Here is a 21,174-nt window from a genome sequence, read left to right on the forward strand (position 1 = left end):
ATTATTTTTTCGACAAATTGCCAGCAGGAGTCAGTCATTTCAGAGAAATTCTCTTTCATTTAGCTTGTTTGAGGTGAGATTCAACAAGCTAACGACTGACTCCTTTTATTGGTTTTATTCAATCCAAAACATATTCTTAGAGCAGGTAAACCTCCTTAGAAAAATGAGAACAATTGTGTTGTATGACAATCCGGCCACTCCGGAGGAGCTGGCGTTTTTGAATAGTGCGTTTGAGAGTGTTGGCTACGCCGCCGAGGATATTACGCTGGTACCCTACCGGTGGCTGATGAGCTTTAACCAGGCCGAAGTATTCGTGTCGCTGGGAGTACCGCTCGCCCGTTTTATGTATGATCTGGAGAGTGCCCCCTACGCCGGTACCCAGGTGGGAGACAGTACCTTTCTGCTGATTGACCCCCTGGACAAAGTACTTACCGATAATTCCCGAAAAAAACAGCTTTGGCACGCCCTACAGGGGATTTACCTCTCCACTATTCCCGGCTATTCCCAAATCAACCACGACTTCCTTATTGAAACCGGCTTCACCGTTGGCCGTCGGTTTGACAAGCACAGCAACCGCTTTACGCTGTACTACCAGATGCCGGGCTCGGCCTGTACCATTGAAGTACAGGTGGGGTCAAGGCTGTTACCCGCCAGCAGTCCCGAAGAAGCCGTAGAAGAGTACTCGGACCTGGACCTGCTCATTGAGCACGCTCAGGATACGTACATAGTTTGTGGCGATCAAACCCCCATTGCTACCATACGCTACCGGACCGAGCTGCTGCAGCTGCTTTCCTACATGGCTGACACCACCCACCCCCTGCTACAGCAGGCTTACCGAAAAATGGGCATTCCGGTGCAGAAACGTACGCAAAACGAAGCGGGGGTTGCCGTGCCGTAGCAAAGGCCATAATATAACGGGAACAATACACGCTCTGCCCGGTTTGTAGGTGGAGGGCCAGCCATACTCCGGAAGTTAGGATAACTTTCCACTACCTTATCAGGATGCTCTTTTACCTGATAAGGTAGTGCTTTGAATGGGCCGACCCGGGTTGTTCACTCTTTCACCTGTACCTGTTAAAATACCCAATGTCAATTACTTCTTACACCGAGCTGGAGGGGATGAAGCAAATCAGTGAGGCCGTAGCTGCTACACTCGGCCTCATGCGTGATTACGCTCAGCCCGACATGACTACCAAACAACTGGATGAATACGGCGCTAAAATACTTAAACAATACGGTGCCCGGTCGGCCCCAAAACTAACCTATGGTTTCCCCGGCTGGACCTGTATCAGTATCAATAACGAAATTGCCCACGGCATACCTTCCTCCAAAGTCATTCTGCGGGAAGGCGACCTGGTCAATATTGATGTATCCGCCGAAATGGACGGCTACTGGGCCGATAACGGGGGTTCATTTGTACTGGGCCGCGATATCAACCACCACAACGCGCTGGTGGAAACCTCAAAAAAGATTCTTTTTAAAGCTATTCAGAAAATTAAGGGGGGAGTAAAGATTTCCGATGTAGGGCGGTTGATCGAAACGGAGGCCCGGAAATCGGGCTATACCGTTATCCGGAATCTGGTGGGGCATGGGGTGGGCCGGAGCCTGCACGAAGCTCCCCACGAAATCCCGTGCTTCTACGACCAGACCGACAATCGGCGGTTCCGGAAAAATTCGATCGTGGCCATTGAAACCTTTATTTCGACCGGGACCGCCTACGCCCACGACAAGGGCGACGGCTGGACGTTCGTGACCAAAGACGGCAGCTTCGTAGCCCAGCATGAGCATACCATTCTCATCACCGACGCCCAACCCGTGATCCTGACGGAAGCAAACCGAATCTGGGATTAGCACCCACCGTTAAAGTACCTTGTCTGCTACTATTCCATTGGGGTAGGTACGGCCTGACTTTCGGGTACTGCCAGTCCGGTTCTGTTTCCCCAGTAAATAACGGCGATACTGGTCATGAACATCAGCAGGCTGTAAATAGCCGAAGGAATGGACATGGCCGGATTTTGAAGCAAGGTAGTAGCTATGGCTATGCCAAGGGTACCGTTCTGAATACCGGATTCGATGGCAATGGTAATACTCTGACGTTTGTCGTGGCGACTCCAGCGGGCCGTGCCGTAACCCACCGACATACTCAGCAGGTTTAGCGCCAGGGCAGCGGGACCGGCCAACGCAAAAAATTCCGCCAGATTTTCCTTTTCCTTAAGAAGAGCGGCGCCGATAATCAGAAAAAGGAAGACGGCCGACAGGAGTTTAACCGGCTTCTCCACCCGGTTTGCCAGGGCCGGTACTTTCCGGCGGAGAACCATGCCAATTGCGACCGGAATAATAGTGATAACCAGCACAGAAACGATGGTTTTAAAGATGGGCAGCGCCTGTTCCTGTCCGTTGGGAATGTACCTGAGTATGGCAAAATTGACCAGAAAGGGAATAGTAAGTACTGTTATAAGGCTGGATACTACCGTGAGCGAAATAGAAAGAGCGGTATCGCCTTTGGACAGGTGCGTAATCAGGTTTGAAGTTGGCCCACCGGGGCAAGCCGCCAATATGATCAGGCCCACGGCCAGCTCGGTTTCCAGTCCGAACAAGGCCACAATGCCAAAAGCCAGCAACGGCAGGAGAACGATCTGATTCAGGACACCGACTGTGATGGCTTTGGGATACCGAATGATGCGCCGGAAATCATCCACCAGTAGCGAAAGCCCCATGCCTAACATGATCAGCGCCAGCGCCAGGGGGAGGAACAACTCAGTAAGCAGATTTGCCTGCATGGAAAGTAGGATTTGGGTAGACAAGTACCTAATGTACTGAAAAAGCTACGAAAGGTACTATTTTACCTACTGCCTGTTCCTGATTTCCTGTATTCTCCCCGAGGCCGTGGGCGGTGATTGAGCTTGCAACCGCTCATTATCTGTTGTTATCTGTGCCACGGTTTATGTGTTACGACCGTGTCACTGGTCTATGATTTCTACCGCGAGATTGTTATCCGTGCCACGGTTTTAAACTGTGGCACGGGTTGAGCTTACTTAGTAGGAGGAACAAAAGTTCTTACGAAGAAAGAGCCACTGATGGCCGGGCCACTCCGGGTACATTCATCCTCGTATTTAATCAGATTGCCGGAAATAGTACCTTTGGCGTACTTGCCTCTCTCGTATTCCTCAAAAACCACCTGACCGTTCGCAACCATGTCTTCGCCGTTGCACCACTCGTGGCCACTGTCGAATTGCTGGCCGTTACCAAATTCAAAACTAATGCGGCACTTGCCATTGTCTCCTTCGTACCAGAAGGGAAACGCTCCCTTGCGGCCATTTGAAAAATCAATGCTGAATACTTCATTTGGCGTGCCGCCAACAATATTTGAAAAAGCAAGCTCCTCATCATCCAGAAAGCAGGTAGTAAAGACGTACTCTTTCCCCATAAAGTTGAGTTTGATAAAACCCAGACCAATGTAAATTTCCTTCACCAGAATCAGCTTGACCGGGCTATTCTCAAACTGCACCTCTACCGAAACCGTCACCGGATTGGGCTGGGTAGCACTACGGGGAGCTGTATACGTAGCCGAGGCTCCCGAAGGTTTGAGACTACCGCCCCCTACCAGTGACCATTTCAGGCCGCCGTTGGCGCCGCTGGTTTTTTGTACCAGGGGTTCCTCTTTACTGCCGGTGAGGGGGGCCAGCTCCATGATCTGCAGCTGAGCCGACTCGCCATAGTTAAGTACCGTCTTGCCCGACTCAACCGTCAGATGAAACTGCTCAAAAAGACTCCAGTCGCTGAAATGCGGCATGGGTACCGTTACTTCCTTTCTTTGCTTATTGAGGCTTTTGCCGGGAACGTTGTACCAAATCTTATCTGTGCGCTGGTAGGCGATGCCCAACGCTTCGGGAGCGCTGTCGGCCACTTCGGCCTCGGTGTACCTGAACTTCAGACTGGCGGGCTTGCTAAACTGCTGTCCATCGGGCATAAAGCGGTAGGAAGTACCTACACCGTTGGGGGTGTGGTTGCTGATGGGTTGGATGGAAATGGTAGTTTCCTGGGTTAAAGCACCGGCCGGTATGGTCAATTCTACGAGTCCGTCGGCGGAAGCAAGGGTACCTCCCTGGGTACCTATTACTTTACTGACGGGGGTACCCTGTGGGGTGCCAACTTCGGTAGGTTTACCGGCCGGATCAATTGGTTCAGGTCCCGGCCCATCGGTTTCGGGGTTGCAGCCAAACAGGTTTAGTATTAGCCCTACTAGTAAGGCGGAAAAACGAAAAGTTTTCATGGCTAAATTGTAAACTGTGGATAAAGGCTGAAATTTAGAAGGATACAGATTGGCTAGTTGGGCACTATTCAGGCAGATTATACGCTTTGCGTACCTCCTCGTAGTTGCTAAAATCCACCTCCGCATTCAGGCGGGCATTCTGAGCCGGAACTATTACCACCCTGATGTCCTGAACCTGGTACTTCAGGCCTCCCCCTTCCCACACGTGTACCGTAGTAATCATGGTACTATTGTCTAGCCGGTAGGCAAACAATACATCTTTAATTACCCCAAGATTATCATTCTCTGACGCAAGCCTGATTTTATTTGGGATTGGAAACCAGGTATTCCGGGACTTAACGTAGCCTTGTACCAGGCCCTTTTCAACCGCCGACAGATTTTTGTAGGTGATAACAGTGGTATCCACAAATGACCCGCTCTCATTGGAGATAGAAGCTCCCATCGAGAACTGAATAGCCCCGGCCGGGTTGCCGGCTTCGCCTTTATCACCTGCCTCTCCTTTTTCGCCGGCATCTCCTTTATCTCCTTTGGGGCCCTGCTGCCCCTGGGCACCCGACTGGCCAGTCGGCCCCTGCGGACCTATTTGTCCCTCCGGCCCTTCACAGGAGTACAGAGCAGCGGACAGGGAAAGAGCGGTAACAAATAGTACCTGTTTAATTTTTACTCGCAGGCCTGGGCCCGATACACTACATTTTTTCATGGCTGGTAAATAATAATGAATTGTAAATTAAGTACAACAGGCAAGAGCTTTGTGCCTGAATTCTGATACGAAAATGGGAGACCTCAGCAGTGAAACCCAGCACTGAATTACCAATCCGCAATATGGAAGCATCAACCGTACAAAACAGCAGATGAACTGTACTAAACAAAACAAGCCTCCTGTCTTTCCTGACGGGAGGCTTGTTTTGAAATTAGAGGCAAGTACCTTACTTACCCATCCAGAGTTTAAAGTCACTTACTTTCTCGCGGCTCACCAGGGCTTCTTTTTCAATGGCCGGATTCAGTACCAGCGACAGGCGGTTGCCATAGTAGGGTTGAATCTGCTTTACAGCACTGTGCGATACCATAATACCCCGGTTGACCCGGTAAAACAGCTCCGGTTCGAGCGACTTCTCCAGTTCATCCAGTGTGTAGTCAACTAGAAACTTCTGATTGGTCCAGGTTCTGAAAAAGGCGAAGCGGTCTTCGGTATAGAAATAGGCAATATCCTTGACCTCCACCGAAATCATCCGCTGCCCCTGATTCACCAGGAAGCGCTTGCGGTACTCTTTTGAATGCTTGCCCTGCAATTCCTGAAGTAGCTTTTCCAGGTTTATGGTGGGCGGTACTGCCTGGCTGGCAGTTTTCCGCAGGTCTTTGAACTTCTTCAGGCTCCGGGATAAGTCTTCCCGCTGAATCGGCTTGAGCAGGTAATCAATACTATTGACCTTGAAAGCCTGCAGGGCGTACTCGTCGTAGGAAGTAGTAAATATGACGGTGCTGGTTATATGAATCCGGTCAAATATCTCAAAACTCTGTCCGTCGGCCAGTTCTATGTCCATAAATATCAGGTCGGGTGGAGGGTTACCGGCCGCCTGCTGGCTTAGCAGCCAGGCTACGGTTTCTTCAATACCGGCCGTATCGGCCAGAATTTCAATGGTGTCTTCTACTTCAAGGAGCAGCTTTCGGAGCTTCCGAACAGCCAGTTCCTCGTCTTCCACAATGAGTGCCTTCATGGCGATATGCGCTTAGTAATGTTGGTTGAATAAAGGTAATGTTACGGTAAAAAATTCGGGGGTTTCTTCAATGCTGATTGAGGATACGTCCGGCTGTCGCTGCGCCAGCAGCCGGTACTTCGACGAAATGTTACTCAGTCCTACCTGGTTGGACGCCACTCGTACTATCCGCTTCTGCAGGTTGTTCCGTACCATTAGCTTGCCTTCGCTGGTGGTCCTGATTTCAATAAAGAGCGGTTTGCTGGTCAGCGTCATGTTGTGCTTCACGGCGTTTTCGACCAGCAGCTGCAGCGTGAGCGGTGGCAGGTAGTGTTGTTTTAAACTTTCCTCGATTTCAATCTGAACCGACACCCCTTTTCCGTAGCGGGTTATGAGCAGGTGAATGTACGACTGGATAAACTGTAGCTCGGTAGCCAGGGGGGTAAGTTCGGCTTCGTTGGTCTGAAGCAGGTACCGGTATACCTTCGACATTTCATCCACAAAGCGTTCGGCCTTGTCGGGCTCATCGGCTATCAGGGAGGAAAGCGAATTCAGCGAATTAAACAGAAAATGCGGGTTTACCTGACTTTTGAGACCTTCCAGCTGGCTTTGCAGATTACTCTTTTCGAGCTGCTCTTTTTCCAGCATACTCTTTTTCCATTTATCCGTCGAATAAATACTTTCGTAGATTCCAATGGAAATAAGGTTGGCCGCCAGGTTCATAAGCAGCAGCTTGACCAGCGACTCGATAGTATAGGTATAGCCAAACAGATGGAGCGTATCGTACATAAAAACCGTAAAACAAACGGCCATGGGGGTAATGGTACATACCACGCCGAGGGTCATAATGATACGGGTGGAGGTTTGGCTGATTTCGGGAAAGGTACTGGCAATTTCTTCAATCAGGTAGTCGAGGCCGATGAACACGGTACTGACCAGCGTGAAATTCAGGAGGGTAGCTAGCAGAAAAAAAAGTGGCTCAAACCAGTAGGCGTACCCCACCAGAAAGTAGCTGCTAAGTATAACGTACATAGGAACCAGGAGCAGAAACTGCCATTTCGTCCTGGAAAGAAATCGTAACCAGTGCATACGGAGGTACTGCTTGATCTTTGCCATTTTAATTCTGTAAAATTCCCAATTAGAACGTTAACCTGCTACCTAATCATGTTTGAGCTGCCGCAACCTATGCATGAAATGAGGTAAGCGGTCAGTGAAATGTGAATAAGCAAAACAGAAATAAAGCCCAAAAATATCAGAAATTATCCTCAGTTACAGCGCCGCCCAAATACAAGTAAGCCGGACCTCTGCGAGATCCGGCTTGACGTATATCCAAAAACGACTACTATACTCTATTAGGTACAGAATCAGTTATTAGTATATAAGGCCATTGAATGTTCGTGTTTAGTATCTGACTTGCTTTCGCAGTACTTCAAACCCTCATCCACAATAACGGATAAGTCCATTTTGCGGTTGGGCCGCTCCGGATCAAAAACCCAGATTTTATCAATGACTTCCCAGCCTTTATCACGACCGTAAGCTTCGGCGGCTTCGTTGATAGCAAAAATACGGTCCCGGGTTTGCAGGAACAGGTACTTACCCTCCTTGCAACACAGCTGAACGCTGTCTTCGGCCAGGGGCCATAGCCGCCCAAAATCTTTTTTAAACAACCATTTACCCTCAATCTTTAAGGGTTGAGCCCGATGATTTAATAAATCATTTGCACCTACTCCCAAGCACACAACCATAACTATTAAGAAGGGATACGATAACTTTTTCATAAGTGCATTTTTAATACTGTGGAAACCCGTAAATCGTTCAAAGCCATCACACCTCCTAAAAAATGTATGCCACCAATTGGGGAAATAAGGATATTAAAAAATTATTAAATTTCCCTTTGAACAAATTAGTACACATACCAGGTCGCAATAGTACTTTTCTTATATTTTTCCTTTCACCTACTTTTTTGGGTTTGTAGTGGTTAGGGAGAGAAAAATAAAGTGGGAACTTCACCTGATGACTATTTTACCCACTTAATTGGGGTTTAGGTACCCGGCTGTGACCATCTTTTTCCATCAGGCACTTAACTAAATTCATTTTTTTGATTTTCAACCAAGTACAACTACTTCCAAATCCTCTTGTTACTGGTAGTACTTAGATTTTATTTTCTTTTAGGGGCTGCCTGAAATTGTACTTTTAGTAACTAAGTCCACCACCTGTACCAATTGCCATTTCCCCAGCCCGCTAGTCGGGGCAGGCGCAGGTTTTTTAGCAGGTTTTCCAGGCAGGTACACCCGGTTAGAAAAATTCATTCAGCTAAAAAAACAGTCCTATGGAAATGGAAGAAATGGTAAAAAGAGTAATTCATGAGCACGAGCGATCAGGTAAGTATGCTCTGATTGACGGTCTTAAAATCTTTTACCTGGACAAAGGCGAAGGTGAGCCTATTTTCTGTATCCACGGAGTACCTACCTCTTCTTTCCTCTACCGGAACATTGTCAATAATATTGCCGCAAAAGGCCACCGAGGGATTGCCCTCGACCTGCCTGGACTAGGCTTGTCGTCGCGACCCGAAGAGTTTGAGTACCTTTTCAGCAACTTTGCCCGGCTTTGCCAGAAGCTGCTGGACCACCTTGGTATTGTTCAATTTCACCTGGTCATACACGACATTGGTGCGCCCATAGGTCTGGCGCTGGCCGCTGCCAATCAGGAGCGGGTAAAGTCTATTACCGTGCTGAACTCCATGCTGGATATAAAAAACTTTACCAAACCCCTGCCCATGCGGCCGTTTGAAAAGCCGCTGCTGGGCGAAGCCGAACTGGCAACCCTGAACTACACCACCTGGAAACTGATGCTGAAGTACTCGGGGGTAGAAGACACGGACACCCTGCCCGAGGCCGAACTCAGCGCCTACATGGATTTGCTAAAAAGGGAAGATGGCGGAAAAGCCTTTCTGAAAATTATGCGAAACTTTGAACAAACCGAAGGGTTCAGCCGCCTGTGTTACTCGGCCGTTCACAACGCTCCTTACCCCATTCAGCTAATTTGGGGTAAAAATGACCGCTTTCTGGACTATGATACCTACGCACAGGACTTCCTGAAGGCCGCCCCTCAGGCAAAAGCCTACACCGTAGAAAGTAAGCATTTTCTACAGGAAGAGTTTCCGGGATTCATAGCCGAGAAAGTAGTGGAACTGGTAGAGCAGGAGACGGCCCGGTAACGGGTTAACCACCTACCGGGTCAAAGCAAAAAGGCCAGCAACATTACCACTACCAGTAGTAGGGCTACCCACTGGAGCCAGGGTGCCTGCCGGGGAAATTCATAACTGCAGATGGGGCAGGTCTTTTCCTCTTCCTCAATATTCATGGCACAGGATGGACACTCTTTCTTTTTCATTTGGTGACTTACTTTAGGCTATAAGCTTTAACTATTTTAAATGGAACAGGTACTTAACCTTTACTTCCCGAGTAAAAGGCTTCCAGTACCTCCCCTACCCGCCATACTTCCTCAAACGTATTGTACAGCGGAGTCGGGGCCAGCCGGATGCAGTTGGGTTCGCGCCAGTCGCCGATAATACCTTCTGCAACCAGCCTGTCAAAGAGTTCCTTGCCCCGCCGCTCTACCAGCAGGGAAAGCTGGCAACCCCGCTCACTGATATTGGCAGGCGTCATGATAGCAATAGGATTCCCGTACTTTTGGTTAATCCCGCGCAGGATAAATTCCAGGTAGCCCGTCAACTGCTCGCTTTTGGCCCGGAGGGGGGCCATTCCCGCTTCTTCAAACAGGGCCAGTGAAACCCGGTGTACCGCCAGCGCCAGTATGGTAGGCGTACTGAGTTGCCAGCCATCCGCCCCAGCCATGGGTACAAAGCCCTTTGTCATCTCAAACCGACGGTCCTCCTGATACCCCCACCAGCCCGCCAGCCGGGGCAGCTCTTCCTGATGGTGCTGCTCGTGGACAAAGATCCCCGATACCCCACCGGGACCGGAGTTGAGGTACTTATAGGAACACCAAACGGCAAAGTCAACCTGCCAGTCGTGCAGGTGGAGGGGTACGTTACCCACCGCGTGCGCCAGGTCGAAGCCCACTGGTATACCGAACTGGTGGGCGTGGTGGGTTATGGCCTGCATGTCCAGTACCTGACCGGTATAGTAGTGGAGGCCACTCATGACCACCAACGCCAGCTCATTGGCGTGGGTATCAATGGTCCGAAGGATGTCTTCGGTGCGAAGCGTGTACTCACCGGTTCTGGGCTTTACCTCCACAAGTACTTCGTCCGGCTCATACCGCCGGCACCTGATGTGGGTTTCCAGCGCGTATTGATCCGAAGGAAAATCGCCCCCGATGGTCACTATTTTTGAACGCTCGGCGGTAGGCCGGTAAAAGGAAGTCAGCATCAGGTGCAGATTCACCGTCAGGTTGTTCATGGGGCACACCTCGGCGGGCAAAGCCCCCACTATCCTAGCCAGCGGTTCCTTGCAGTAGCGGTGGTAGTACAGCCAGGGCTGCTCCCCTTCAAACCACCCCTCCACGCCGTGGTTCTGCCAGACTTCCAGCTCCCGGTTCAGTGCCTCCCGCACCGCTACCGGTTGTAGTCCCAGCGAATTGCCGCACAGGTAAGTCAGGGGCTGGTCGACCAGGGGCAGGCCGACCAGGGGCTTATCAGTATGTTGGGGAATCAGAAAGCGGCTACGGAAGTGACGGAGTGGATCGGTCTGATCCTGCTGTTGGGCGTACTGGAGGGTATTCTGGTACTGGTGCATGCGTGGGTTTTAGGGCTGATGCGTGATGGCAAATGTATACAAAAAACCAGGAGCTACCCGAGATGTTTTCGGGTAGCTCCATTTTGTAGCAGGTACCTGATGACTACATGCCCATTCGCATCAGGCCGGGCGTAAGCCGCAGGTATACCTGGGCCGACACCGGATTTTTTCCATAAAAAGGCTCCAGCGCATTATCCTGAGTATAAAAAGAAGCTTGACCACCTAACTGTAGCAGCGTATTGGCAAAATTGGCAATCTGTCGGTTTACGCCAATGGTGAAACTCGATACAGGGAATACCGCGTCGTGACCGAAGCCTTCGGGTTCCTCCACAAATAGTTCCTCGGTGGTTTTCTGAATCCATTCGTAGCGGCCATAAATGCCCCACTTATCCAGCTGCAGGTTTGATTCCAGCAGGGCCGAATGCTCGCGGTGGCCGTGGCCCTTGTCGTTGAGCCCCCATACCAGGGTGGAAGACACCCAACGGGTAGGCCCCAGCAAGGGTACTGAGTGCTGCGCCGAAGCTGTGGTGCGGTGTACGTCCTCATCAGGATGCGAAATTTCCGGGCTCCGGATAAATCCCCGCGATACCTGCAGGGCCCAGTTGTCCGACGGGTTATACAGTACCCGGTAGCTGTAGGAGTCGAAGCGGGGACGGTCAAAGTCGAAACGGTTTTCGTCGGGTTCCCGGCCGGTAAACCGGGAAGCTTCTACCTTGAAATCGCCGTATCGGACTCCTCCGGTTATCACCCCAAAGGTTATATGGGTGGCGTCCTGCCAGTGGTGCCCGAGCGAAGCGTTGGGATTATTGAAAGCCGACATCCGGTGCATAAAGGCCGTGGGTCCCAGGGCGGGCTCGCCGGGGTAGCCTACGTAAATGGAGGCATCTATCATGGAACCAAACCGCTGGGTGTATCCAATGGCCAGTTCCGATATCAGGTCGTGGGGGTGTTGACGGTCAATCAGGGGCTGGTCCTGCCAGGTTTCGCCCGACTGGTACAGAAGCGGATAGCCCGCTCCGCCGTCAAATATCCGGTCCAGCGACACCATACTCCGGATGGTCACCAGACCGTTTTCTCCGACCTGCCGCTGGGCCATTCCCATTACCCAGTTCGGTACGCTTATCATACCTTCTGACCCTTTTCTACCTTTATTATTGATGTTCTGGCCGGTGTACTGCAGGAACACACTTCCGTGTACCATGTAGTTCCAGTTGCGCCCGTGGTGCATGTAAGCATACATAGGGGTAGCGTCGGGCTGCCAGCCGGTACCCGAGCCGTTGCGGTTCATGGGCAGACTCAGCGAGAAGGCGTGCGTCATGTGCCTCATACCTCCCATTTGCATACCCGCTTCTCCCCCCATAGTATGCCCTTCGTGCATAGAATGATCCATAGCTGCGGTATCGGCTTTGGGCGTAGCGGGACGATGATGTTCATGCTGGGCGATAGCCGGAAAGGTGGCTATAAGCGAAGCAACAAGGGCTGATAGTAGTATAGTACTGTTTTTCATAGTTGAATAAAGAAGTTTGAATTACTTAACCCTAAACCCTCTTGCTTCCGTTACCTTTAAATAATTATGCCCACGTAGGAACAAAGCATCTCCCTTCCTGCCGAAGAAAGCCATCAGCGGTTAGTCAGAGCAGGAAGAAGGTACGGGTGGAAAAGGTGAGTTGGAAGAAAGGCTTGATCCGAAACAAAAAAATCCGGATGCATCTGACTGCATCCGGATTCTACTACTGATTAGTGCTTCATGTCACTGTGGGGAGCCGCGGTTTTGCGGCAGCACTTAGGCAGTTTGTCGTGCGCTTTCTGGTCGGCTACCATTCCGTCGGCATCGTAGCCGGTGTTAACGATAATGGATTTAATGGAAGCTTCGTCCGTTTTCTTCGGGTTGTACTTCACCGTCATTACCTTGTTATCCAGGTTAAGATCGGCTCCCTTCACGCCCTTGGAAAGGCCCAGATTACGCTCCAGACGCTCTTTGCACATTTCACAGATAGCTGAGGTTTTTACCTTCACTACTTTTTCCTTATCATCAGACTGGGCAAAGCCAAAAGTTGTGGCAAATGCGAAGAGTATTGAAAAAATGGTTGCTTTCATGAGAATAGAATTTAATGGTATTTCTCCGTTAGATTTAATTTTTGATAACTAGTTTAATGCTTAGTGATTGTGGCCTTCGTGCCCGGCTGCGTGCCCGGTACTATCACTGTGCATATCGGCCACGACTACTTCCTTGAGGTCCATTTTGCAAACCGGACATTGGCCCGCCTCGGCGTAGGTTTTATCGCCCTCGCATTTCATGGGGCAGGCGTACTGCCGGGTATCGGCTACTTCCTTGTTTACGGGTTCCTCAACGGCTTGGGTCACTGTGCTTTTGTTTCCACCGTTACAGGCGACCAACGTACTGAAAGATAATAGAAATAAGAGCTTTTTCATTATATACAAAAGGATTTTTATGAGTGAAAAGTTCGTTTATTTACACTTGATCCAGGGTTTTGCGCGCCGGGGTCGCCCCCCTTTTGTACTGGCCGGGCGTTTGTCCGGTTTGCTTCTTGAACTGGTTAGCCAGGTGAGCCGAACTGCTGTAGCCCAGCCTCCAGGCCATTTCGCTCAGGCTTAGCTCGTCGTACTGAAGCCACTCCTTTACCTTTTCAATCCGCTGCGCAATCAGGTACTGCTCAATGGTGGTACCTGTCTCGGTTGAGAACAGGTGACTCAGGTACGAGTAGTCGTAGCCCGTCTTTTCGGCCAGGTACCCGGAAAAATTCATTGATTCCGGTTTGTTCCCTTTCAGATGCTGAACTTCCTCAATCACCAGGGTCTTAATAGACTCCACGAGGGCGGTCCGGCGGTCGTTCAGGAGTTCAAAACCGTTTTTCTCCAGGGTACTCTGGACTTCCAGCAGTTGTTGGGGCGTCAGCTCGGCGGGTACTTCCACCTCCCCCAGCCGTACCTCCTCCACCCGAAGGCCCAGCTGCTCCAGTTCCTGCCGGACAACCCGGATGCAGCGGTCACAGACCATATTTTTTATGAGTAGCTTCATGTTAAGTACTTTATTCTGGGTAAAGCTAAGAGCTGACTATCTGATAATTTTATAACGAATACCCGCGTAAATAGTGTGGCCTACCACCGGCCCCCAGGCCAAACCCGCATCAAAGCGCGGCCCAAACGGGTCATTAGCCCCTACAATCGGGTTCATTTGCCGGAAACCAGTCAGGTTTTCGCCGCCGAGGTAGATGTCCCACTTCGGAAAGGTACGGGTTACCTGGGCATTTACATTATAGAACGCCGGAGCAATATCCGTAGGCATATTCTCATACGAAGTGTGGTCGTAGCCGGGGTCCAGGTTCGGGATACGGCGCTGGCCGTTCCACTGTACCGTCAGGTCAAACTTCCACTTGTCGTAGGGGAGCGCGTAGCCCGCGTTGAAAAGTACCCGGTCACGGCTGATCATCATGCGGGGCAGCAGTACTTGCTCTCCGTAGGGCTCACCCATGGTTTGCTTAACGTCAAACAGGCGATAAGCCAGTTTCAGCTCAAAACGCTTTACCGGCGTCAGGTTCAGTTCGGCCTGAAAACTGTTGGCAAAGGCGCGGTCCTGCAGGTTATAAAAGTAGGTAAAGCCGGGATGTTCAAAGTCCGCCACCAGCTGGTTCTGGAAGTCGGTCCGGTAGTAATCTACGATAAAATTACCGTCCATGCCGCCCAGGTCAAACTCCTGCGTGAGGCTGGCACCGTAGTTCCAGGATACCTCCGGCCGGAGCTGCTCCCGGAAAACCACTGCCCTTGAACTTACCAGGTTACCGTAGTACTCCGCCAGCGGATTAGCTACCCGGAATCCCCGACCGGCCGAAGCCCGCAGCGTGGTGTTGTCGTTGAGGCTGTACTTGAGGTGCAGGCGGGGCGTAAACTGCGTACCATACAGGTTATGGAAGTCCAGGCGGTTACCGGCTACCAACACAAACTTATCAAGGTTATTGTAGGTGTACTCAAAGAAGGCCCCCGGTACCGACTCCGTACGTGCCAGCGTGGTATCGCGGTAGCGTTCGTTATAGTCGTCGAGCAGGTAACTCAGTCCGGTCTTGAACGAATGGTTGGTATTGTTAATAATGGACTGATAAATAAGGTTACCGTACAGCGTTTTCTGCACGCCATCGTAGTTGGTAAACCCAAAGTACGAGCGTGAGTCGTGCAGGGAGGCATTCAGGATTAGCCCCAGCCCCTTGTAAGGCTTATCCGGGAACAGCTTGGCGACCTTCGAAAACACCTCAAAGCGATTCACGTTGGCACCAAAGCCATAGGCCCGGGAAGTACCCCGCATTTCGGGCTGGAAACCTACCTGTCCGCCCAGCCGGTTCTCGTGCAGCGCTTTCACGCCAAACTGTGCCATCACCCGCTCGCCCTGGTACTTCCAGCGGTTCATGGCGTTGAACTGCGTATAGAGCGGCAGGTCCAGGAAGCCATCGCCGTTGTTGTCCACGCGGTTGCGCAGGGTACTGGCGTGCGACAGGAAGCCCGTGCTCCACTTGTCGTTGAGCTGGTGCGCCAGGTTAAGGTTCACCTCGCCGCGACCAAAGTTATTGACGTAGGTATTGAAGAACAGCTTTTCGCGACTGTCAGGCTTATGTAGCTCCACGTTGATCTGACCCGTCATAGACTCGTAGCCATTCACTACCGAGCCCGCTCCCTTTCCAATGTCAATCGACTGCACCCAGGTACCCGGTACATAATTGAGCCCAAAGGTAGTTGCCAGCCCCCGGATGGTCGGGATATTCTCCACGTTGGTCTGGATGTAAGTACCGCTCAATCCCAGCATCTGAATCTGCTTGGAGCCCGTCACCGCATCCGCGTACGATACCGAAATGGAAGCATTGGTCTCGAAGCTTTCGGACAGGTTACAGCAGGCTGCCTTGGTCAGCGCCCGGGTGGTAATAATCTCCGTCTGCATGGGGTTCAACCGGTCAATAGCAGTTGCATTCCCCTGAATAACTACCTCATTGAGCGTTTGCTCACTCCGCAGAATGGCTTCCACTTCACTTTCGGCTCCTATGCTGATTGTATCATTAACATACCCCACAAAGCTGAATACCAGTTTATTGGATTGGGTACTACGGGGAATTGAGAATTGTCCGGTGGTATCGGTGCTGGTGCCCAGGGTAGTACCGGCCCAGTACACACTGGCTCCGATAAGGGGTACTTTGTCGGTACCGGCTGCACTTTGTTCGTACACCGTACCGCTGACGCGCTGCGCCTCCGCCACGCCGGCAAGCAGGACCAGTAGTCCGCCTAAAATGTATCTATACATGATGGTATGTAAGTCTGTTGATAATAAGTTGTACGTGATTTGAAAACCACGGTTATGCAGGTAGTAAGGAGACTTTCCAGTACATCCCGAACCTGAATTTTACTTACTAATCAACGCGCTTAAATCAGAAAGGACTGGACGAACGAAAGCATACTTCGCCCGTGAAATAAGGAAGAAAAGGAATGAACAACCGAGGAACCGGAAGAAGTCGGTAGCAGAAAGTCGGCGATGGAAAAGATGATGGCTTTCACCGCAAAACCTACCGCCTCAGCGCAGGATTTCAGGATTTTGGCCAGGAGCTGAGAAAACGAGGAAACAAAATCTACCTTCTGGTACTTCTGTTCTTCCTTGCAGCAATCAGCCTTTTTCACTACGGTTTTGTGGGTACCGACGTGAGCAACATTCTTTTTTACGCAACTCTTACACGCTCCATTGGTCTCTATCGCCATCAGTTGCAACGACTTGCCGCGCATCATACAATGGTGTTCCACCAGGCCAAATCCCGTGCTGGTCATCAGCACCAGAATGGCCATAAATAGTGTAAATCCTTTGTAAAGTGCGTTTTTCATGATTAGTTGATAGCCGTCAGGTAATAGCTTTTAGTTGTAAGACTGAAATTAGCTTTCCCTATTCGAGACTGCACGAAGGTACTTACTTAATGGTATATTTACAATGATTCTATTGTTATTTTTTGGCTGATGAGGAGCAGCTTAACTGCTCCTCATCAGCCTGTTCCCTGCTCAGACCGGCTCGGCAGTAAATCCGGCTTCTTTCACCAACTCGGCTACTTCGTCGGCTGACTTATCGGTATCAACCGTCAGGATTCGATCCGGACTTTGTAAATCGACCTCCCAGTTTTTAATAGCCTCGTCGGCGTTCAGGTGAGGCATAACGGTTGCAATACAGCCCCCGCATTTGATATTGGTTTTGAATTTTAATGTTTCCATGGTACAAGATCAATCGCCCCGCTGGGGCTTTATGGTTAAAAATTTATTTAACGAAATGGCGCCCGTTGGGCTACAAGATCGGTCGCCTCTACGAGGCTACAAAATTAGTCGCCCCGCTGGGGCTTTTAAGGTACTACAACTTCTGACTACGCAGGCGCAGGCTATTGGTCACCACGGATACGGAACTCAGGGCCATGGCCGCTCCCGCGATCATCGGGTTGAGCAGGAATCCATTGATGGGGTATAGTACTCCGGCGGCAATGGGTATGCCAATCAGGTTATAGATAAAGGCCCAGAACAGGTTTTGACGGATTGTTCGTACGGTCCGGCGGGAAAGTTTCAGCGCTTTGGGCAAGGTCAGCAGGTCGGAGGTGATGAGGGTCATTTTGGCTACGTCCATGGCTATGTCGGAGCCTTTGCCCATAGCTACACTCACATCAGCCTGCGCCAGCGCCTGGGAGTCGTTGATACCGTCCCCCACCATGGCGACGGTTTTGCCACGGCCTTGCAGCTCTTTTACAAACTGCATTTTATCGTCCGGTTTTACCTCGGCCTGGTACTGACTGATACCTACCTGCCTGGCTACGGCGGCGGCGGTTTGGGGATTGTCACCCGTCAGCATATATACCTCAATGCCCTGTTGCTGCAGTTTCCGGACGGCTTCGGCGGAGGTTTCCTTGAGTTGGTCGGCAATGGCAATCAGCGCAATCTGCTGGTTCTGCCAGCCTACCCCGATAACAGTACGGGCCTGCTGGCGGAGCTTTTCGGCCAAAGCGTCCAGGTCGGCGCAGAGCATGACACCTTCAGCTGCCAGAAACGAGAGGGTACCAATCAGGTACTTCTCGCCTCCCACTTCGGCTTGTACGCCCGAGCCCACTATGGCTTCAAAACTCTCAACTTTAACTTCTTCCGCCACGTCCACAAAGTTCACCACCGACTGAGCCAGCGGGTGCTCCGAGCGGGCCTCAATGGCCCGGATAGCGGCGGCGTGGCGTTCAGTAGTACTTAATCCTTCAAGCCAGTGCCAGTCGGTCACCTGCGGGTGGCCCTGCGTAAGGGTACCGGTTTTGTCCAGAATGACGGCATTTACTTCGTGGGCTTTTTCCAGACTTTCCGCGTCCCTGATGAGGATATTGTTCTCGGCCCCCTTCCCTACGCCCACCATAATGGCGGTAGGCGTGGCCAGCCCCAGAGCACACGGACAGGCAATGACCAGTACTGACACCGAGGCCAGCAGCGCATGAGTAAGCGCGTTTTCTCCCCCGAAAATCATCCAGGCGACGAAAGTCAGCAGCGCAATGCCAATCACGACGGGCACAAACACTCCGGCAATTTTATCAACCAGTCGCTGGACGGGTGCTTTACTTCCCTGCGCATCCTGTACGGTCCGTATTATCTGCGACAGTACAGTATCCTTCCCTACTTTCTCCGCAATAAAAGTGAAGCTCCCCTGCTGGTTGATGGTCCCGGCAAATACTTTTTCTCCGGCTTTCTTTTCGGCCGGTACCGGTTCGCCGGTCATGAGGCTTTCGTCCACGTACGACTGCCCGCTGACGACCTTGCCATCCACCGGAATCTTTTCTCCCGACCGGATAACCACTTCATCCCCGAGGAGTACTTCCTTAACGGGCACCTCACTTTCCACACCCTGCCGGCTTACCCGCACGGTTTTGGGTTGCAGGCCCATCAGTTTTTTCAGCGCGTCGGAGGTATTGGTTTTCGCCCGCTCTTCCAGCAGCTTTCCCAGCATAATGAAGAAGATAATCACCGCTGCTGCTTCAAAGTACACGTGCGGGTGCAGACCCCGGGCGTGCCAGAACTCCGGGTAAAAGGTATTGAAGGTACTGAACAGGAAGGCGATACCGGTACTCAGCGCCACCAGGGTATCCATATTGGCCTTGCCGTGACGGGCCTGCTTTCCCGCGTTAATGAAGAAGTCACGCCCCAGTACCACCAGTACCGGCAGCGTGAGCGCCAGCATGATGTAGTTGCCGTAGAGCATATCCATAAAGAACATCCCGATTACTACCACCGGCAGCGTAAGTACCCCCGCCCAGATGGTACGCCTGCGGAGTTGCTGGTAATGCTCATGCTGCACTTCCTCCTGCTTTGCCAGCGCCTCGTCTTCTTCGGCGGTTAATATAAAGCCGTAGCCGACTCCCTGTAGTACCTTGTCCAGTTCGGGGAGCGTCACTTCCGAAGGTTCGTATTCGACCCAGGCCGACTGGTTGGCGAAGTTCACGCCGGCATCGGCTACGCCGGCGGTATGCTTCAGCATGGACTCCACGCTTACGGCACAACCCGCACAGGTCATGCCGGTGACGGGTAGCGTTACTTTCAGGCTGGTAGGTTTTGTTGCGGTTTCCATAGTTGTTTGTGTTTTACCTCACCCCTCCGCCCCTCTCCCTCGAGGAGAGGGGGACTTTAATAACACAAAGGTACTACCTACCTGTTCAGCCAGGATTACAGAATTAAGGACAGGCATTACATGATTTTGGGTATTGGGCGCGGCGCTGCCCCATCAGGCCAGGCGGGTGCCGTTGGGTACCGGCCGGTCGGGCTGCGCCAGAATAACCTCCCCGTCGGGTAATACGAAGCCCGTAGTAAGTACCTCAGACATGAAGGTAGCGATTTGCCGGGGCGGAAAGTTCACCACACAAAGTACCTGCCGGCCGACCAGTTCCTCTTTGGTATAGAGCGTGGTAATCTGGGCCGAGCTGCGTTTGGTCCCTACTTCCGGCCCCAGGTCAATCCAGAGCTGGTAGGCGGGTTTGCGGGCTTTGGGAAAATCTTCTACCCGCAGGATGGTACCCGCCCGGAGGTCTACTTTCTCAAAATCCTGCCAGTTGATGGTGTTCATGGATAAAAAGTTACGTTCGTACCAATTAAATTGGAAATGTAGCAAGATTCTCCCAACTAGTACCTGGTACCTCACACTTATCCTCCTACCAGTATGTGGAAGAAGACTCTTATTTCCTTTTCGTCGGCCATTCAAAATATCCGCGCCCGCTTTTTTCACACGGTACTCTCGGTGCTCGGAATTGTCATCGGGGTAGCCTCGCTGGTGGGGATCCTGTCGCTGATTGACGGCATGGAGCAGTACGCCAACGAGCAAATCAATAAAACGACCTCTCTAAAAGCCGTCTTTATCGTGGCCAAACCCGATAAGGTTGTCAATGACGTACGGGTCCAGAAAGATACCATTCCCCGCCTGACCTATACCCAAATGGGCCAGTTGCACGCTTCCTTCACCCTGCCCAGTGAAAAGTACATGATTACCAATCAGGGTATGGAAGTAAGTATGCCGGGCGACACTCACCGCATTGGTACGGTCGTTAGCGGGTCTCTGCCGGGACTGGAACCCAACCACAAACTACTGCATGGCACCCACTTCACCGACGCTGACCTGACCAGCCTGCGCCGGGTGGCGGTGGTCAATGAAACCTTCGCCCGTAAGGCAGGTACCGGAGCCGCATCAGGGCTGATTGGTAAAAAAGTACGGGTTCGCGACCAGGAGCTGACCATCATCGGCGTACTCGAATCCGATAGTACCCGGCGGGCGCAGGTTTATTTTCCTATTTCCCTGCTGTCAGAAGCCGAGATACGTGCCAATCGGGTTGACTACGGGCTGGAAGCAAAAAACGTGGAGGACGTACCCGCGCTGAAAGAACAAACCGAAGCGTGGCTGCAAAAAAATATGCCGAACGGGAAGGAAGACTTTCAGGTAATGACCAACGATTTCCGGGTGAAGCAAGCCGCCCAGGGATTCCTGCTGTTCCGGGTTATTATGGGACTGATTGTGGGCATATCGGTGGTAGTGGGCGGTATTGGCGTTATGAATGTACTACTCATTTCGGTATCGGAGCGCACCTCCGAAATCGGCGTCCGAAAAGCCGTGGGGGCTAAAAAGCGGGACATCCTGCTGCAGTTCCTGTCGGAGTCCGTGACCATCTCTACCTTTGGAAGTCTGCTGGGCCTCATCATGGGTGTACTGGGTACTATGGCCGTTATTCCTATTGTGAAAGCCCTCACCAAAGTACCCTTTCAGGCCGCTTACACCTGGAATACTTTTTTAGTCATTTCGGTCATTGCTGTAGTAGTTGGAGTTGTTTTTGGTACTTATCCTGCCCTGCGCGCCGCCCGCCTGGACCCGGTCGAAGCAATCCGCCGAGAGTAGATTTAGGATAAGTGTGCCGTT

General features: G+C 51.6%; 21 protein-coding genes. 4 read left to right on the forward strand and 17 right to left on the reverse strand.

Going from position 1 to position 21,174, the window contains the following annotated elements; all coding sequences use genetic code 11:
• Window positions 1-163 precede the first annotated feature (163 nt).
• Both VGN67_RS04180 and map read left to right on the forward strand, forming a co-directional pair.
• The gene (locus VGN67_RS04180; RefSeq protein ID WP_327485516.1) at window positions 164-898 is read left to right on the forward strand and encodes a hypothetical protein; all 735 of its coding nucleotides are present in this window, start codon (window positions 164-166) and stop codon (window positions 896-898) included.
• Between the two features lie 188 nt (window positions 899-1,086).
• Window positions 1,087-1,851, forward strand: a complete 765-nt coding sequence (map, locus tag VGN67_RS04185; protein ID WP_327485517.1) for a type I methionyl aminopeptidase — start codon at window positions 1,087-1,089, stop codon at window positions 1,849-1,851.
• A 29-nt stretch (window positions 1,852-1,880) separates the two neighbouring features.
• Here map and VGN67_RS04190 read toward each other — a convergent pair whose 3' ends face one another.
• From VGN67_RS04190 to VGN67_RS04215, 6 genes are all read right to left on the reverse strand, one after another.
• Window positions 1,881-2,780 (reverse strand): bile acid:sodium symporter family protein, encoded by a 900-nt coding sequence (locus VGN67_RS04190; protein WP_327485518.1) that lies wholly within the window; start codon window positions 2,778-2,780, stop codon window positions 1,881-1,883.
• Window positions 2,781-3,031: 251 nt separating this feature from the next.
• Complete coding sequence (locus tag VGN67_RS04195) at window positions 3,032-4,273, reverse strand: hypothetical protein (RefSeq protein WP_327485519.1); 1,242 nt, start codon at window positions 4,271-4,273, stop codon at window positions 3,032-3,034.
• A 64-nt stretch (window positions 4,274-4,337) separates the two neighbouring features.
• Window positions 4,338-4,973, reverse strand: a complete 636-nt coding sequence (locus VGN67_RS04200; protein ID WP_327485520.1) for a hypothetical protein — start codon at window positions 4,971-4,973, stop codon at window positions 4,338-4,340.
• 226 nt (window positions 4,974-5,199) lie between these two features.
• Window positions 5,200-5,988: a LytTR family DNA-binding domain-containing protein gene (locus VGN67_RS04205; protein WP_327485521.1), complete on the reverse strand. Its 789-nt coding sequence runs from the start codon at window positions 5,986-5,988 to the stop codon at window positions 5,200-5,202.
• A gap of 12 nt (window positions 5,989-6,000) precedes the next feature.
• Complete coding sequence (locus tag VGN67_RS04210; protein WP_327485522.1) at window positions 6,001-7,083, reverse strand: sensor histidine kinase; 1,083 nt, start codon at window positions 7,081-7,083, stop codon at window positions 6,001-6,003.
• 248 nt (window positions 7,084-7,331) lie between these two features.
• Complete coding sequence (locus tag VGN67_RS04215; RefSeq protein WP_327485523.1) at window positions 7,332-7,745, reverse strand: DUF2511 domain-containing protein; 414 nt, start codon at window positions 7,743-7,745, stop codon at window positions 7,332-7,334.
• A 551-nt stretch (window positions 7,746-8,296) separates the two neighbouring features.
• Between VGN67_RS04215 and VGN67_RS04220 the strand changes: the two genes are divergently transcribed.
• Window positions 8,297-9,184: an alpha/beta hydrolase gene (locus tag VGN67_RS04220; protein WP_327485524.1), complete on the forward strand. Its 888-nt coding sequence runs from the start codon at window positions 8,297-8,299 to the stop codon at window positions 9,182-9,184.
• A gap of 20 nt (window positions 9,185-9,204) precedes the next feature.
• Here the strand turns inward: VGN67_RS04220 and VGN67_RS04225 are convergent, their stop codons facing one another.
• The 11 genes from VGN67_RS04225 to VGN67_RS04275 all read right to left on the reverse strand — a co-directional run bounded on the left by VGN67_RS04225 (window position 9,205) and on the right by VGN67_RS04275 (window position 19,836).
• Window positions 9,205-9,360, reverse strand: a complete 156-nt coding sequence (locus VGN67_RS04225) for a hypothetical protein (protein ID WP_327485525.1) — start codon at window positions 9,358-9,360, stop codon at window positions 9,205-9,207.
• 53 nt (window positions 9,361-9,413) lie between these two features.
• Window positions 9,414-10,727, reverse strand: a complete 1,314-nt coding sequence (gene kynU / locus VGN67_RS04230; protein WP_327485526.1) for a kynureninase — start codon at window positions 10,725-10,727, stop codon at window positions 9,414-9,416.
• A 103-nt stretch (window positions 10,728-10,830) separates the two neighbouring features.
• Window positions 10,831-12,234, reverse strand: a complete 1,404-nt coding sequence (locus VGN67_RS04235) for a hypothetical protein (protein ID WP_327485527.1) — start codon at window positions 12,232-12,234, stop codon at window positions 10,831-10,833.
• 230 nt (window positions 12,235-12,464) lie between these two features.
• Window positions 12,465-12,824 (reverse strand): heavy metal-associated domain-containing protein, encoded by a 360-nt coding sequence (locus VGN67_RS04240; protein ID WP_327485528.1) that lies wholly within the window; start codon window positions 12,822-12,824, stop codon window positions 12,465-12,467.
• A gap of 60 nt (window positions 12,825-12,884) precedes the next feature.
• Complete coding sequence (locus VGN67_RS04245; RefSeq protein WP_327485529.1) at window positions 12,885-13,160, reverse strand: heavy metal-binding domain-containing protein; 276 nt, start codon at window positions 13,158-13,160, stop codon at window positions 12,885-12,887.
• 40 nt (window positions 13,161-13,200) lie between these two features.
• Complete coding sequence (locus tag VGN67_RS04250) at window positions 13,201-13,767, reverse strand: helix-turn-helix transcriptional regulator (protein WP_327485530.1); 567 nt, start codon at window positions 13,765-13,767, stop codon at window positions 13,201-13,203.
• 36 nt (window positions 13,768-13,803) lie between these two features.
• Window positions 13,804-16,029: a TonB-dependent receptor gene (locus tag VGN67_RS04255; protein WP_327485531.1), complete on the reverse strand. Its 2,226-nt coding sequence runs from the start codon at window positions 16,027-16,029 to the stop codon at window positions 13,804-13,806.
• A gap of 119 nt (window positions 16,030-16,148) precedes the next feature.
• Entirely contained in the window at window positions 16,149-16,598 is a 450-nt protein-coding gene (locus VGN67_RS04260) for an HYC_CC_PP family protein (RefSeq protein WP_327485532.1), read from the reverse strand.
• Between the two features lie 171 nt (window positions 16,599-16,769).
• Window positions 16,770-16,976 carry a hypothetical protein gene (locus VGN67_RS04265; RefSeq protein WP_327485533.1) on the reverse strand — a complete coding sequence of 69 codons (207 nt, stop codon included), beginning with the start codon at window positions 16,974-16,976 and terminating at the stop codon, window positions 16,770-16,772.
• A gap of 133 nt (window positions 16,977-17,109) precedes the next feature.
• The gene (locus VGN67_RS04270) at window positions 17,110-19,344 is read right to left on the reverse strand and encodes a heavy metal translocating P-type ATPase (RefSeq protein ID WP_327485534.1); all 2,235 of its coding nucleotides are present in this window, start codon (window positions 19,342-19,344) and stop codon (window positions 17,110-17,112) included.
• 153 nt (window positions 19,345-19,497) lie between these two features.
• Window positions 19,498-19,836 (reverse strand): tRNA-binding protein, encoded by a 339-nt coding sequence (locus VGN67_RS04275; protein ID WP_327485535.1) that lies wholly within the window; start codon window positions 19,834-19,836, stop codon window positions 19,498-19,500.
• A gap of 93 nt (window positions 19,837-19,929) precedes the next feature.
• On the opposite strand from VGN67_RS04275, the gene VGN67_RS04280 reads away from it, so the two are divergent.
• Window positions 19,930-21,153 (forward strand): ABC transporter permease, encoded by a 1,224-nt coding sequence (locus VGN67_RS04280; RefSeq protein WP_327485536.1) that lies wholly within the window; start codon window positions 19,930-19,932, stop codon window positions 21,151-21,153.
• Window positions 21,154-21,174 lie beyond the last annotated feature (21 nt).

Origin of the sequence: Telluribacter sp., assembly GCF_035998675.1 — a bacterium.
Classification (GTDB): domain Bacteria; phylum Bacteroidota; class Bacteroidia; order Cytophagales; family Spirosomataceae; genus Telluribacter.